The following is a 13,966-nucleotide window of genomic DNA, read 5'->3' on the forward strand; positions in this document are numbered from 1 at the left end:
TTTTACAGCCCCAAATCGGAAAGCAGGTCGTCAGCGTCGACCTGTGACACCTGGTGGCGATCCAGGCCGCTCACGGCCGGGCCGGCCAGGCCGTTGTCGCGCTTGTGCGCGTTGTCGTCCTGCGGCGGCAGGCCCAGCGCACCGAAGCCCTCATGCACGCGGCGCACGATGCCGACCACGCGGCGGATGATCTGCCCGGTGAGGTCCTGGTAGCTCTGGGTGAGCGCGATCTCGGTGAGGTTGTGGCGGATCTTGTCCAGCTGCTGGTCCTGGTCGGCCGTCAACCCGTTGGCGCGCAGCTGCTCGGTGAGCGCGCGGCATTCCTCGGCCAGGTCCAGGGTGCGGTGGGTGGCCTGTTCGGTCATCGCCACCACGTGGTCCAGGCGCGCGCAGGCATCGTCCAGCTCGCCGGCTTCGCTGGGCAGGCTGGGCAGTTCGCCCAATGCCTGGCCCAGTTCGCGGGCGAGCCGGTTCAGCCCGGCCATCATCGGCTGGGTGCGCAGCGCGGCCAGGGCGTCGATTTCCCGACGCCAGCCGGCTTCATCGCCGCTTTCCAGCGCGGCCAGGGCATCCTGCAGGCGCTGCACCAGCGCCGATTTGTCGCGAAGGGTTTCCATCAGGCGCTCGCCGCCAGGCGTTCGAAGATCTTGCCCAGCTTTTCTTCCAGGGTCTGGGCGGTGAACGGCTTGATGATGTAGCCGTTGACGCCGGACTGGGCCGCTTCGATGATCTGCTCGCGCTTGGCTTCAGCGGTCACCATCAGCACCGGCAACGTCTTGAGCTTGGCGTCGGCACGGATCGCCTTGAGCAGGTCGATGCCGGTCATCACCGGCATGTTCCAGTCGGTGACCACGAAATCGAACGACTGGCTCTGCAACAGAGACAGTGCGGCATGCCCGTCCTCGGCTTCGGCCGTATTGGTGAAGCCCAGATCGCCCAGCAGGTTCTTGACGATACGACGCATGGTCGAGAAGTCGTCGACGATCAGGATACGCATGTTCTTGTTCAAAGCACTTTCCTCGGTATCAATGGTTCTCGAGGCCGGCGTCGGCCGCCTCGAAGATCTTCAGTCGGCCACGCAGGCGCAATACCGCCTGGCCGTGGATCTGGCAGACACGCGACTCGCTCACACCGAGTACCGCGCCGATCTCCTTCAGATTCAGTTCCTGCTCGTAGTACAGCGACAGCACCAGCTGTTCGCGCTCGGGCAGCAGCCCGATCGCATTGCCCAGCTCGCGGCCGAACTCGCCGCGTTCGAGCACCTGCTGCGGGGTCGGGCCACCCTGGGCGACGGTGTCCAGCTCGCCCTGGTCTTCAATGCGGGACTCCAGGCTCAGCACCTGGCCGCGTGCGGCGTCTTCCATCAGCCGCAGGTAGTCGGGCAGGGGCATGTCCATCGCGGCGGCCACCTCGGTGGCGCTGGCGGCGCGGCCGGTACTCTGTTCCAGGCGACGGATGGTGGAGGCGGCATCGCGGGCACGGCGGTGCACCGAACGCGGCACCCAGTCGCCGCGTCGGATCTCGTCGATCATCGAGCCGCGGATGCGGATCGAGGCGTAGGTCTCGAACGAGGCGCCCTGGTCGGCATCGTAGCTGCGCGAAGCCTCGATCAGGCCCATCATGCCGGCCTGGATCAGGTCATCCACTTCCACGCTGGCCGGCAGGCGCGCGGCAAGGTGGTGGGCGATGCGCCGGACCAGGTCGGAGTGCTGTGCGATGCACTCGTTGGCGGCCGTGCGCTGGACTTCTTTGTATCTTGCGGCGCCTTTCATGCGGTCACCCCGCGTTGCTTGAGGATGCGTTCCAGGAAGAATTCGACCCCGCCACGTGGCTCGGTCGGTGCCTGCCAGCGGGCGGTGCGGCGGGCGATCTCGGTGATGGCCAGCGCGGCCGGGCTGGACGGGTAGGCCTTGACCACCGGCTGCTGGCGCTGCACCGACAGGCGCAGCCAGTCGTCCTGCGGCACGCAGCCGAGGTAGTTCAGCGACACATCGGCGAGGAACTTCTCGCAGACCCGGGTCAGTTTTTCGTACAGCACGCGGCCTTCGTTCGGGTCACGGACCATGTTGGCCACCACCTGGATGCGGTCCACGCCGCGCTCGCGCGAGAGCACCTTGATCAGCGCGTAGGCGTCGGTAATGGAGGCCGGCTCGTCGCAGACCACCACCACGGTATCCTGCGCGGCCTGGCAGAAGGTCAGCACGCCATCGGTGATGCCCGCGGCGGTGTCCACCACCATGAAGTCCAGCTCGCGCTCCAGTTCGGAGAACACGTTGACCAGGCCGACGTGTTCGGCCGGCTGCAGTTCGGCCATGTGGCGGCGACCGGACGCGGCCGGTACCACCAGTACGCCGCCCGGGCCCTCCAGGATCACTTCTTCCAAGGTGCAGCGCCCGGCGACGAGGTCGGCCAGGGTCAGCTTGGGCTGCAGGCCCAGGATCACATCGATGTTGGCCAGCCCGAGGTCGGCATCCAGCAGCAGCGTGCGCTTGCCCATGTCGGCCAGCGCCACGGCCAGGTTGGCCGAGACGTTGGTCTTGCCCACGCCGCCCTTGCCGCCGGTGACGGCGATGGTGCGCACAGGGCCCAGCGGCTGGCTGCGGGTGGCAGACAGCGGGAAGGTCTTGGTCAGCTTGGCGTACTCACGCGACGGCATGGTTGAACTCCGGGTTGCAGGGCATATCGGCCGCGCGGCGCAAATCTTCAAGGCGAAGTACAAGATTGGCGGCACTGGCCCGGTGCAGGTCTTCGGGAACGTCCTGGCCATCGGTGACCCAGGTGATCGGCAGGCGGTGGTCCACGGCCACCGACAGGGCGGTGCCGAAGCGGCCGGTTTCGTCCAGCTTGCTCAGCACCACGCCCTGCGGGTTGGCGGCGCTGAAGCGGCGGACAACCTCGTCCATGTCGCCGAAGCTGGTGTTGGCCGGCAGCACCAGCAGGGTGCGGATCTGCTCGGCGGCGCGCAGCCACTGCAGCTGGGCGGCCAGGGCGCGGTCACGCGGACCCAGCCCGGCGGTGTCGATCAGCACCAGCTTGTAGTCCTTCAGGCGCTCCAGCAGCCGGTTCAGGTCGCTGCCGCTGCTGGCCTCGTGCACGGCGATGCCAAGCTGACGGCCGAAGCCGTACAGCTGCTCGCGGGCGCCGATGCGACCGGTGTCGGTGGTGACCAGGGCAACGTCGCGGGCGGCGTGCTTCTCGGCGAAGCGCGAGGCCAGCTTGGCAATGGTGGTGGTCTTGCCGGCGCCGGTCGGGCCGACCAGGGCGATCACGCCGCCGGCCTCGAGCGGATCGACCGGGGCGATCGGCAGCTTCCTGGACAGCAGGCCCAGCATCAGCCCGCGGCCACGGTGGGCTTCGGTGTCCAGCGGAATCTGCATGGCCACGTCGCGGCTGATGCCGGCGTCGAAGCCGTATTCGTCCATCAGGTCCAGCGCGGCGGCACGCACCGGCGCGCCGCGCAGGCGCTCGTCGGTGAAGCGGTGCATTTCGCGTTCGATGACCTGGCGCATGCCGGCCACTTCGTGGCGCAGCTGGCGGATCTCTTCGTCATCGCGCGGCACCATCATCAGTTCGGTGGTCACCGGCAGCGGCTGGGCCTGCGCCGGTTCGGCGGCGGCCAGCGGCGCCGGCGCCTGCAGCGCGGTCTCAACCGGCGGAGCCAGTACGGCAGGCACCGGGGTGGGCAAGGCCTCGACGATGGGGGCGGCCATCGGAGTGAGCTCGACCGGCACCGCCATGCTGACCGGCAGCGGCGGCATGGCGACCTGCGCGGCCGGCACGTGCATCTGGAAGTGCGGCTCATCGTCCATCGGCGGATCGATGATGAAGCGGGCGCGGTTGATCGGGGCCGGGGCAGCGACGGCGGCCGGTGCAGCGACGGCGATCGCCACGGCGGGCTCGTCCTGCGCCATCGCAGCGGCGGCGGCCTGTTCGACATTGAAGGGGGCGAAGATCTGTTCCGGCAGCGACGCTGCGGCCATCGACGGTGCGCTGGCGTGGGCCAGGGTGGCGGCGAAACCGCTGCTGCCGCGCGGCGGCACGATTTCGTTGGCCGAATCCAGGGTGCGACCGGTCGCGCCGACGGCGGCGCGGGCCAGGGCGGCCACGGCCGAGGTGGTGGCGGCCACCGGTTCCGGCGCGGCGGCGGCGGGCCGGCGACGGGTCACTGCGGCAATGACTGCATCGGCGGCATTGCGCGGACGCGGCACCGGCGGCGGCGCGACATCCTTGCGTGCCGCTTCCAGCGCACGCTGCACCGCGCCTTCGTCGTAGTTCGCCGCCGCCACGATTTCGACGCCTTCCTCGATCCGCCGGTTGGACAGGATCACCGCATCAGGACCATGTTCCTTGCGCACCAGGTTCATGGCCGAGCGCATATCGGAGGCGACGAAGCGTTTGATTTTCATGCTGTGGTACCGGGACTGGGGCGGCGGAGTAGTCGAAGGGAAGCGCTGGTTGTCGGTGGTCTGCACGGTCCGGGTTTCCCTTTATGTCCTGCTGCGTTGATATCGAATGGGGTGTGTCTGTTTTCTGGCGCGTTGCCGTCGGCGTTCCGGCGTCAGCTGATCGTGCCGACCAGCTTCAAGCGTTTGTCCTCGGGCACCTCGCTGTAGGCCAGCACCGACAGCGAGGGGACGCTGTGGCGCACCAGCCGTGCCAGCGCGGCACGTACCGGGCCGGGAACCAGCACGACCGCGGGCTCGTTCTTCGCTTCCTGCTTGCTGACACAATCGGCCAGACTTTGATGCAGTCGCTCGGCGAGTCCGGGTTCCAGTGCAGCGCCGTTGCCCTGTGTGGACTCCTGCAAGACGCGTTCCAGTTGCGGGTTGAGGGTGAACACTGGCAGCTCGGCGGACATCCCGGCGATCTCCTGCACGATGAAACGTCCCAGCGCGTTGCGCACCGCGGCGGTCAGTACCGTCGGGTCCTGGCTGACCGGCGCGTTCTCCACCAGCGATTCGACGATCTTGCGCAGCTGGCGGATCGGGATGCGCTCGATGAGCAGGTTCTGCAGCACGCGCACCACGGCCGACAGCGGCAGCGATTTGGGGGTGAGGTCTTCCACCAGCTTGGGCGCGCTCTTGGCCAGGTTGGCCAGCAGCTGCTGCACTTCCTCGTGGCCGAGCAGTTCCGGGGCGTGTTCGCGGATCAGGTGCGACAGGTGGGTGGCCACCACCGTGGCCGGATCGACCACCGTGTAGCCCATCGATTCGGCATGCGCACGCTGGTGCGGCTGGATCCAGGTGGCGTCCAGCCCGAAGGCGGGGTCCTTGCCGGCAATCCCCTCCAGCGTGCCCAGCGCGCTGCCCGGGTCCAGTGCCAGCTCGCGGTCGGGATGGATGTCGGCGGTGGCCACCGGCACGCCGTGGATCAGCAGGCGGTACCCGCTGGCCGGCAGCTCCAGGTTGTCGCGGATGTGCACCGAGGGGATCAGGAAGCCGATGTCGTGGGTGAGCTTGCGGCGCACGCCCTTGATGCGCGCCATCAACTCGCCGCCCTGGTTCTTGTCCACCAGCGGGATCAGCCGGTAGCCCACTTCCAGGCCGAGCGGATCGACCGGGCGCAGTTCGTCCCAGGTCAGTTCGGCAGTGGGCGAGGGCGTGGCACCGGGCAGGCCCAGGGCGTCGCTGCGACCGGCGGCCGGGGTCTCGGCGGCACGTGCAGCGGCGTTGCTCTTCTTCCAGGCCTTCCAGGCCACGAAGCCCAGGATCGCGGCCAGCGTCAAGAAGGCGACGTTGGGCATGCCCGGGACCAGGCCGACCACGCCCATGATCGCCGCGGCGATGGTCAGTGCCCGGTACTGGCCGAACACCTGGCCCATCATGGCCTGGGCCATGTCCTGCGAGCGCGAGGCGCGGGTGACCAGCATCGCCACCGCCGAGGACACCAGCAGGGCGGGCAGCTGCGCCACCAGGCCGTCACCGATGGACAGCAGGGTGTAGGTTGCGGCGGCTTCGCCGAACGGCATGCCGTGCTGGAGCACGCCCACCGCCAGGCCGCCGAGCAGGTTGATGAACAGGATCAGGATGCCGGCGATGGCGTCGCCGCGGATGAACTTGCTGGCACCGTCCATCGCACCGTAGAAGTCGGCTTCCTCGCGCACTTCCTCGCGCCGGGCCTTGGCCTCCTCGCGCGTCAGCAAACCGGCGTTGAGGTCGGCATCGATGGCCATCTGCTTGCCGGGCATGGCATCGAGGATGAAGCGGGCGGTCACTTCGGACACGCGCCCGGCGCCCTTGGTGATGACCACGAAGTTGATGATGGTCAGGATCGCGAACACCACGATGCCGACGGCGTAGTTGCCGCCGATCACGAACTCGCCGAAGGCGGCGATCACCTTGCCGGCTGCCTCGTGGCCGTTCTGGCCGTTGAGCAGGATCACGCGGGTGGAGGCCACGTTCAGCGCCAGCCGCAGCATGGTGGTGATCAGCAGCACGATCGGGAAGATGGTGAAGTCCAGCGGCCGCTTCACGTACACCACCGCCAGCAGCACCATCAGCGAGATGGCGATGTTGAAGGTGAACAGCGCGTCCAGCACCGGCGCGGCCAGCGGCACCACCACCATGGCCAGCAGCGCCAGCACGATCAGGGGCGCGCCCAGGCCGTTGCGGATCATGTCCAGGGCCTTGCGCGCGTTCATGCCGGCGCTGGCGGGCTGGGCGCTCATGGGCGGCCTCCCTTGCCGAATTCATCCACATCGATGCTGGGCGCAGCCGGCATCGGCCCGCCGCGCCAGGTGCGCAGCTGGTACACGTAGGACAGAACCTGGGCCACGGCCGAATACAGTCTCACGGGAATTTCCTTTCCAAGTTGACCTTCCCGATACAAGGCGCGTGCCAAAGGCGGGGCGGAGACGATGGCGACCTTGTTGCCGTCGGCCACTTCACGGATGCGCAGGGCGGTTTCGTCCACGCCCAAGGCCACCACGGTGGGGGCGCCCATCTTGCCGCCCTCGTATTTGAGGGCCACCGCGTAGTGGGTGGGGTTGACCACCACCACGTCGGCGGTGGGCACCGCTTCCATCATCCGGCGGTTGGACAGCTGCTGCTGCAGCTGGCGGATGCGGCCCTTCACCTCGGGGCTGCCTTCGCTTTCCTTCATTTCCCGGCGCAGCTCTTCCCGGGTCATCTTGAGCTTGCGCATCCAGTTCCAGCGCTGGTACGGCGCATCGATGGCGGCCAGCAGCATCATGGCCCCGCCGGTGGCCAGCATCAGCTTCAGGGTGAAGCCCAGGCCGTGCACCATGGCCGCTTCCAGGGGCTGGTTGAGCAGGTCGCGCAGCGGGCGGATGCCATGCCACACCACCAGCCCGGCGGCGGTGCCGACAAAGGCGATGCGCAGCAGCGACTTGGTGAATTCGGCGATCGCCTCCGGGCCGTACAGGCGCTTCAGGCCGGCCATCGGGCTGAGCCGGGTCAGGTCGGGCATCAGCGACTTGTTGGACCAGCGCAGCCCGCCCATCACCACCGGCGCCAGGAAACTGGCCAGCAGGCAGATCAGCACCAGTGGCCACATCGCCAGCAGCAACTGCAGCAGCAACTGGCCGAAGTGGCCAAACAGCGCCTGGGGGTGCATGCGCAGGCCAGGCTCCGGGCTCAGTGCCAGCTTCATCCAGTCCTTGGCGCCAGTGCTGATGCTGCCCGAGTAGGCCATCAGGGCCAGCACGCCGGCACCGAACACCGCAGCGGTGGCCAACTCCCGCGAACGCGGGATATTGCCCTGCTCGCGGGCATCGCGCAGGCGCTTTTCGGTAGGGAGCTCGGTCTTTTCGCCGGCTTGTTCGTTTTCGGACATGGGCTGCACGACACGGGGGGACTACCCGTGTCGTGCAAGAACCGTTCCGTGACGGGGGCCGGCCACCCACGGCCGCGCGCGATCCGGGTAGTGCCGGCCGCTGGCCGGCTCCAGGCGATGCCTCAAGGTCCCATGGACAATCCGCCAGCGGCCGGGACCGATCCTGGCGCGCTGGTTGCCTGCCGCCGGCCGCGTTCAATGGTCATGCCAACCTCGAACGTTTGCCGAAGATCGGCAGTCGGGTGCGGCGCGACCCTACCGGCTGCTGGCGCCCGCGGCGTTGCCGGTAGCGCCAGCCGCGACCTCCACCCGCGGTCGCCGATGGTCATGCAGCTGCATGAAGCGCGCCGGGTCCACCGGACGGCCGAGCAGGTAGCCCTGCAGGTAATCGCAGCCCAGCCGCTCCAGATACGCGCGCTGCCCGGCGGTTTCCACGCCTTCGGCGACGATGTCCATGTCCAGCGCGTGGCCGAGGGCGACGATGGCCGAGACGATCACCACGTCCTCGGAGCTGTTTTCCAGGTCGCGCACAAAGGCGTGGTCGATCTTGATCTCGGTGGCGGGCAGTCGCTTGAGGTAGAGCAGGCTGGAATAGCCGGTGCCGAAGTCGTCGATGGAGATGCCCACGCCCAGGCTGGCCATCGCCTGCAGCAGCTTGAGGCTGGCGTCGGTGTCGCGCATGACCGTGCTTTCGGTGATTTCCAGCACCAGCCGGCGCGGCTCCAGGCGGTGTTTCTTGAGTACCTCGCGCACTTCCTGCAGCAGGTGCGGCGCGCTGAACTGGATGGGCGACAGATTCACCGACACCGTCCAGCTTTCGTGACCGGCGTTCTGCCACTGGCGCAGCTGGCGGCAGGCTTCGTCCAACGCCCAGCGGCCGATTTCGTTGATGACGCCGCTGCGTTCGGCCAGACGGATGAAACGGTCCGGGGGAATCAGGCCCTGTTGCGGGTGATGCCAGCGGATCAGTGCTTCGGCACCGCTGACGCCGTGGCCGGCGACGCGGATCTTGGGCTGATAATGCAGGAACAGCTGCTCGGTGCCGATCGCCCGGCGCAGGTCGGCCAGCAGCTGGAACTGCTGCTCGGCGCTGTCGTTCATCCAATCGGCAAATACCGCGTAGGCGTTGCGCCCGGCTTCCTTGGCCTGGTACATCGCCGCGTCGGCAAAGGCCATCAGCTGGCGTTCGCTGGCGGCATGGTCGGGGCAGATGGCGATGCCGATGCTCGCGGTGACCTGCAGATCGTGGTCGGGCAGCAGCGGGCCGCCACCGACGGTCTGGATGATGCGGCTGGCCAGGGTGGCGATGTCCTCGTCATTGTCGATGCGCACCACCAGCACGAACTCGTCGCCGCCGAGCCGGGCCAGCACGTCCGAAGGGCGCAGCAGCAGGCGGGTGCGCTCGGCCACGGCCACCAGCAGCGCGTCGCCGGTCTGGTGGCCGTAGGCGTCGTTGACCTGCTTGAACCCGTCCAGGTCCATGAACATCACCGCGAAGCGGCTGCCGCGCTGCTCGGCCTCGGCCAGGGCCTGCTCGATGCGCTGTTGCAGCAGCAGCCGGTTCGGCAGGCGGGTCAGGGGGTCGTGCAGGGCGGCCTGGGTGAGTTCGGCCTGGGCGACGTCCAGCGAACTGCGCAGTGTGTCGTTGCGCAGCCGTAGCAGCTGCGCCTGCATGCGCTGGTCCAGCCAGGACACGATCAGCACCACAGCCAGGATCGCCGTGGTGAGCACCAGCACCAGCGCGGCCAGCCACTGCGCCTGCAGGCCATCGCCGGCGGCGGCGCCGCAGATGCTGTCGGCCGGGAAGCGTGCGGCGGCCATGCCGGTGTAGTGCATGCCGACAATGGCGCTGCCCAGCAGCACGGCCGGCATCAGCCGGTGGCGCATGCGGCGCTGGCTGTGGCGCAGCCGGAAGGCAACGAACAGCGCGGTCCACGAGGCCGCCAGCGAGATCAGCAGCGACGCGGTGACCCAGCCGGGGTGGTAATCGATGCCGGGCTGCATGCGCATCGCCGCCATGCCCAGGTAGTGCATCGAGGCGATACCGCTGCCCATCAGCAGGGCGCCCAGCGCCAGCCGCGAGTGCGGCAGGGTGGGGCGTGACACCAGCCACAGCGCGAAGATCGAGGAGGCCATCGCGGCCAGCAGCGACACTGCGGTCCAGCCCAGGTCGTAGCCCAGTGGGATGGGCAGGCGGAAGGCGAGCATGCCGATGAAGTGCATTGACCAGATGCCCAGCCCCATCGCGCAGCCACCGCCGAACAGCCACAAGGTGCTCAACCGCGCGCTGGGCGCGGTGGTGATCCGATTGGCCATGTCCAGCGCGGTGAACGACGCGAGCATGGCGACCAGCAGCGAAACCACGACCAACCACGGTGTGTAGCTGCCGTCGAGCATCGATGACTCTCCTTGGTCCGCACATCTGCAATGGCGTTGGGCATGCAGGCCACACGTGCCATTCCCCGGCGTGTGCGGCTCCCGGCCCCGGAACGCGGGCGGTGACTACAGCCTACCGCCAACGATGGGGGGGAGAGCAAGTGTCCGCGCACACTTTTTCGTGAGGGCGGGGTGAATCAGCGGGTCACGCCGTCGGCGGCCTGGAAGGCGGCATCGAACAGGCGTTGCACGGGCGGGCCCATTTCGCCGGCCAGCACGGTGAGCAGGAACAGGCCCAGCAGCAGGGCCACCGGCAGGCCCAGCTGGATCGGGTTCAACGCCGGCGCCGCGCGCGCGAGCACGCCGAAGGCCAGGTTGATCGCCAGCATCGCCACCGTCAACGGCAGGGCCAGGCCGAGCGCGCCACGGAACACCTGCAGCGCGAAGGTCGGCGCCGCGCTGAGGAAGGCATCGATATCCGGCAGCGATGCACCGATCGGCACCGCCTTGTAGCTGTCCATCAACAGCGAGATCAGCGCCAGGTGGCCGTTGCTGCTGAAGAACAGCAGGCCGAACAGCAGGTAGAACCACTGCCCGATCACGCCCGAGCTGCCGCCGCGCAGCGGATCGCTCATCTGCGCGAAGGCCAGGCCGGTGCCCTGGGCGACCAGTTCGCCGGCCATCGCGCCGGCCTCGAACACCAGCCGCAGCAGGAAGCCGATCGACACGCCGATCGCCAGCTCGCGTGCGATGCCCAGCACGGTGGCCGCATCAAAACCGGTCCACGCCGGCACCGGCGGCAGCATGGGCGACAACGCCACGGCCAGCGCGCCGGCCAGCACCACGCGCACCCGTGACGGCACCGCACGCGTGCCGATCAAGGGCATGGCCATGATCATCGCGCCGATGCGCAGCATGGTCCACAGGATGGTGCCGATCATGCCGAAAGCCTGCAGGCCGTCGGCGGCCATCTGGGTGGCAGAATCCATCGTTGCTACCCGATCAGGTGGGGAATGCGCTGGAACAGCAGCGTGGTGTATTCCACCAGCTGGCCGAGCAGCAGGCTGCCGAGCGCGAACAGCACCGCGGTGAGCGCGGCGGCCTTGGCGACGAAGGCAATGGTCGGCTCGTTGAGCTGGGTGGCGGCCTGCACCACGCCGACCACCACGCCGACGATCAGCACGGTGAGCAGCAGCGGGCCGGCGACCCACAGCACCACGATCAGGCCACCACGCAGTTCGGTCAGGGCAAGTTCGGGCGTCATGTCACTGCACCGCGTTGAAGCTGGCCGCCAGGGTTCCGACCACCAGCACCCAGCCATCGACCAGCACGAACAGCAGGATCTTGAACGGTGCCGAGACCAGCATCGGCGACAGCATCATCATGCCCATCGACATCAGCACGCTGGCCACGACCAGGTCGATGATCACGAACGGAATGAAGATCAGGAAGCCTATTTCAAACGCGGTCTTCAGCTCGCTGGTGACGAAGGAGGCCACCAGCACCGGGAACGGAATCGCGTCCGGGCCGGAGTAGGTGCCGTGCCCGGCCATGCCGGCAAAGGTCATCAGGTCGGTCTCGCGGATCTGCGCCAGCATGAAGGCACGCAGCGGCTCGGTGGTCAGTGTCCAGGCGGTCTGGAAGTCGATCTCGCCGTTGAGGTAGGGCGCCATGCCGCTGCCCCAGGCCTTCTGCCAGACCGGCAGCATCACCATCGCGGTGAGGAACAGGGCCAGGCCCAGCAGCACCTGGTTGGAGGGGGTCTGGCCGGTGCCCAGCGCCTGGCGCAGCAGGCCCAGCACGATGATGATGCGGGTGAAGGCGGTCAGCACCAGCAGCATCGACGGGATCAGGGTGATCGCGGTCATCAGCAGCAGGGTCTGCAGCGGCAGGCTGACCGCCTGGCCGCCGATCTTGCCGACATTCACGTCCGGCAGCGACGGGGTGCCGGGCAGGCCGGGGGCGGCCATCGCCAGCGCGGGCAGCGCGCACAGCAGCAGGGTCAGCAGCAACGGCAGGTAACGGGTCCAGGAGGCGTTCGGGCCACGCATGATCAGGGTTCCTTGCGCAGCCGCTGTTGCAGCAGCTGGGCGAAATTCGGGAGGTTTTTGAAGTCGGGCAGGCGTGCCGGGACCGGCGTCGGCAGCGCTTCGGGCAGGTGGTGCAGGGTGTTGATGCCACCGGTGGTGACGCCCAGCAGCAGCTGCTCACCGTTGACCTCCACCACCACCACGCGCTCCTTGGCGCCCACGTTGAGGCTGGCCACCACGCGCAGGCCCTCGGCCGGGCGGAAGCCGCTGCCGGGCATGCGCTTGAGCAGCCAGCCCAGGCCGACGATCAAGGCCAGCACCGCCAGCAGCGCCAGCACCGCACCGAACATGCTCGGTGCGGCGGCCGCGTGCTGGCCGACCTTGGCCGCCGGCGTGCCGGCGGCGATGAGCAGCGATGCGATCAACGCAGTCTCCGGATCCGTTCGCTGGGGCTGACCACATCGGTGAGACGCACGCCGAAGCGATCGTTGATGACCACCACTTCGCCATGCGCGATCAGGGTGCCATTGACGAACACGTCCAGCGATTCGCCCGCGCCGCGTTCCAGTTCCACCACCGAGCCCTGGTTGAGCTGCAGCAGGTTGCGGATCGGCAGGCGGGCGCGGCCTACTTCCAGCGACAGCGTCACCGGCACGTCCAGGATCACATCCAGGTTGAGCTCGTCGCCGATCGAGGTGTCGTCGGACTGCAGCTGGGTGAACTGCGCCGGTGCCGGTTCGTTGGTGTCGATATCGTTCATTGCGGGTCTTCCTGCAGTACGGGAGCACGCGGGCGGGTGCCCGGCGGATGGGTGGCGGTGATCTTCACCGCGTTGAAACCGTTGGCGACGCCGAACTCACCGGTGAACACCGGGACGTTCTCCACACACACCGGCACCTGTTTGGGCAGCTCGATCGGCAGTACGTCGCCGATCTTCAGCCGGGTCAGCTCACGCAGACTCATGCGTTTGGTGGCCAGCACGCTGGACAGGGTGACTTCGGCGACGTTGAGCTGTTCGCGCAGCATCACGCCCCAGCTGGCATCGCGGTCGTTGCGGTCGCTCTGGATGCCGGCATCGAGCAGCTCGCGGATCGGCTCGAGCATCGAGTAGGGCAGGGTGACGTGGATGTCGCCGCCACCGCCGTCGAGTTCGACGTGCAGGCGGCACACCACCACGTACTCGCGCGGGGTGACGATGTTGGCGAAGTGCGGGTTGATCTCGGAGTTGATGTACTCCAGTTCCACGTCCATCACCGGCGCCCAGGCTTCCTGCAGGTCGGCGAAGGTCTGCTTGAGCAGCAGGTGGATGACGCGCATTTCGGTCGCGGTGAATTCGCGGCCTTCGATGCGGGTCGGATAGCGTCCGTCGCCGCCGAAGAAGTTGTCGACGATGGCGAACACCAGCGTGGGTTCGAACACGATCAGCCCGGTGCCGCGCAGCGGCTTGAAGCGGATCAGGTTGAGGTTGGTCGGCACGTACAGCGAGTGCATGTAGTCGTTGAACTTGATCAGCTCGATGCCGCGCACCGACAGCTCGGCCGAGCGCCGGATCAGGTTGAACAGGCCAATCCGCCACAAACGCGCGAAGCGCTCGTTGACCATCTCCAGGGTCGGCATGCGCCCACGGATGATGCGGTCCTGGCTGGCGAAATCGTAATTGCGCGCCTCGCCGGGGGTGGGGGCATCCACATCGGTTTCGACCGCACCCGAATCCACGCCATGCAACAGCGCATCGATCTCGTCCTGGGAAAGCAGGTCATTCATGG

At 68.0% G+C, this 13,966-nt stretch carries 14 protein-coding genes; all 14 read right to left on the reverse strand.

The window, feature by feature from the left end; all coding sequences use genetic code 11:
• Positions 1-2: 2 nt before the first annotated feature.
• Positions 3-617 carry a protein phosphatase CheZ gene (locus NR101_RS03600; protein ID WP_256776951.1) on the reverse strand — a complete coding sequence of 205 codons (615 nt, stop codon included), beginning with the start codon at positions 615-617 and terminating at the stop codon, positions 3-5.
• A complete protein-coding gene (gene cheY / locus NR101_RS03605) occupies positions 617-1,009 on the reverse strand; it encodes a chemotaxis response regulator CheY (protein WP_256776952.1) in 393 nt (130 codons plus the stop codon). Before cheY ends, NR101_RS03600 begins: the two co-directional genes overlap by 1 nt.
• A 16-nt stretch (positions 1,010-1,025) precedes the next feature.
• A complete protein-coding gene (locus NR101_RS03610) occupies positions 1,026-1,772 on the reverse strand; it encodes an RNA polymerase sigma factor FliA (protein WP_256776953.1) in 747 nt (248 codons plus the stop codon).
• A complete protein-coding gene (locus NR101_RS03615) occupies positions 1,769-2,656 on the reverse strand; it encodes a MinD/ParA family protein (RefSeq protein WP_256776954.1) in 888 nt (295 codons plus the stop codon). Before NR101_RS03615 ends, NR101_RS03610 begins: the two co-directional genes overlap by 4 nt.
• Positions 2,643-4,406 carry an AAA family ATPase gene (locus NR101_RS03620; protein ID WP_256776955.1) on the reverse strand — a complete coding sequence of 588 codons (1,764 nt, stop codon included), beginning with the start codon at positions 4,404-4,406 and terminating at the stop codon, positions 2,643-2,645. Before NR101_RS03620 ends, NR101_RS03615 begins: the two co-directional genes overlap by 14 nt.
• Positions 4,407-4,558: 152 nt before the next feature.
• A complete protein-coding gene (gene flhA, locus NR101_RS03625; RefSeq protein ID WP_256776997.1) occupies positions 4,559-6,640 on the reverse strand; it encodes a flagellar biosynthesis protein FlhA in 2,082 nt (693 codons plus the stop codon).
• A 23-nt stretch (positions 6,641-6,663) separates the two neighbouring features.
• Entirely contained in the window at positions 6,664-7,794 is a 1,131-nt protein-coding gene (gene flhB / locus NR101_RS03630; RefSeq protein ID WP_256776956.1) for a flagellar biosynthesis protein FlhB, read from the reverse strand.
• Between the two features lie 255 nt (positions 7,795-8,049).
• Positions 8,050-10,191, reverse strand: coding sequence for a bifunctional diguanylate cyclase/phosphodiesterase (locus tag NR101_RS03635; RefSeq protein WP_256776957.1), 2,142 nt, complete (start codon positions 10,189-10,191; stop codon positions 8,050-8,052).
• A gap of 176 nt (positions 10,192-10,367) precedes the next feature.
• A complete protein-coding gene (gene fliR / locus NR101_RS03640) occupies positions 10,368-11,159 on the reverse strand; it encodes a flagellar biosynthetic protein FliR (protein ID WP_256776958.1) in 792 nt (263 codons plus the stop codon).
• A gap of 5 nt (positions 11,160-11,164) precedes the next feature.
• Positions 11,165-11,434 carry a flagellar biosynthetic protein FliQ gene (locus NR101_RS03645; protein WP_256776959.1) on the reverse strand — a complete coding sequence of 90 codons (270 nt, stop codon included), beginning with the start codon at positions 11,432-11,434 and terminating at the stop codon, positions 11,165-11,167.
• Position 11,435: 1 nt separating this feature from the next.
• The gene (gene fliP, locus NR101_RS03650) at positions 11,436-12,221 is read right to left on the reverse strand and encodes a flagellar type III secretion system pore protein FliP (protein ID WP_256776960.1); all 786 of its coding nucleotides are present in this window, start codon (positions 12,219-12,221) and stop codon (positions 11,436-11,438) included.
• A 2-nt stretch (positions 12,222-12,223) separates the two neighbouring features.
• Positions 12,224-12,625, reverse strand: coding sequence for a flagellar biosynthetic protein FliO (gene fliO, locus NR101_RS03655; protein WP_256776961.1), 402 nt, complete (start codon positions 12,623-12,625; stop codon positions 12,224-12,226).
• Positions 12,622-12,960, reverse strand: coding sequence for a flagellar motor switch protein FliN (gene fliN / locus NR101_RS03660; RefSeq protein WP_256776962.1), 339 nt, complete (start codon positions 12,958-12,960; stop codon positions 12,622-12,624). Before fliN ends, fliO begins: the two co-directional genes overlap by 4 nt.
• The gene (gene fliM, locus NR101_RS03665; protein ID WP_256776963.1) at positions 12,957-13,964 is read right to left on the reverse strand and encodes a flagellar motor switch protein FliM; all 1,008 of its coding nucleotides are present in this window, start codon (positions 13,962-13,964) and stop codon (positions 12,957-12,959) included. The genes fliN and fliM overlap by 4 nt, the downstream gene beginning before the upstream one ends.
• Between the last annotated feature and the right edge of the window lie 2 nt (positions 13,965-13,966).

Origin of the sequence: Stenotrophomonas sp. Ste86, assembly GCF_024519465.1 — a bacterium.
Lineage (GTDB): Bacteria > Pseudomonadota > Gammaproteobacteria > Xanthomonadales > Xanthomonadaceae > Stenotrophomonas.

Bases quoted from the DNA above. Each gene is read 5' to 3' on its own strand.
- NR101_RS03600 (WP_256776951.1), bottom strand. From the start codon at position 617: ATGGAAACCCTTCGCGACAAATCGGCGCTGGTGCAGCGCCTGCAGGAT.
- NR101_RS03610 (WP_256776953.1), bottom strand. From the start codon at position 1,772: ATGAAAGGCGCCGCAAGATACAAAGAAGTCCAGCGCACGGCCGCCAAC.
- NR101_RS03615 (WP_256776954.1), bottom strand. From the start codon at position 2,656: ATGCCGTCGCGTGAGTACGCCAAGCTGACCAAGACCTTCCCGCTGTCT.
- NR101_RS03620 (WP_256776955.1), bottom strand. From the start codon at position 4,406: ATGAAAATCAAACGCTTCGTCGCCTCCGATATGCGCTCGGCCATGAAC.
- flhA (WP_256776997.1), bottom strand. From the start codon at position 6,640: ATGAACGCGCGCAAGGCCCTGGACATGATCCGCAACGGCCTGGGCGCG.
- flhB (WP_256776956.1), bottom strand. From the start codon at position 7,794: ATGTCCGAAAACGAACAAGCCGGCGAAAAGACCGAGCTCCCTACCGAA.
- NR101_RS03635 (WP_256776957.1), bottom strand. From the start codon at position 10,191: ATGCTCGACGGCAGCTACACACCGTGGTTGGTCGTGGTTTCGCTGCTG.
- fliR (WP_256776958.1), bottom strand. From the start codon at position 11,159: ATGGATTCTGCCACCCAGATGGCCGCCGACGGCCTGCAGGCTTTCGGC.
- NR101_RS03645 (WP_256776959.1), bottom strand. From the start codon at position 11,434: ATGACGCCCGAACTTGCCCTGACCGAACTGCGTGGTGGCCTGATCGTG.
- fliP (WP_256776960.1), bottom strand. From the start codon at position 12,221: ATGCGTGGCCCGAACGCCTCCTGGACCCGTTACCTGCCGTTGCTGCTG.
- fliN (WP_256776962.1), bottom strand. From the start codon at position 12,960: ATGAACGATATCGACACCAACGAACCGGCACCGGCGCAGTTCACCCAG.
- fliM (WP_256776963.1), bottom strand. From the start codon at position 13,964: ATGAATGACCTGCTTTCCCAGGACGAGATCGATGCGCTGTTGCATGGC.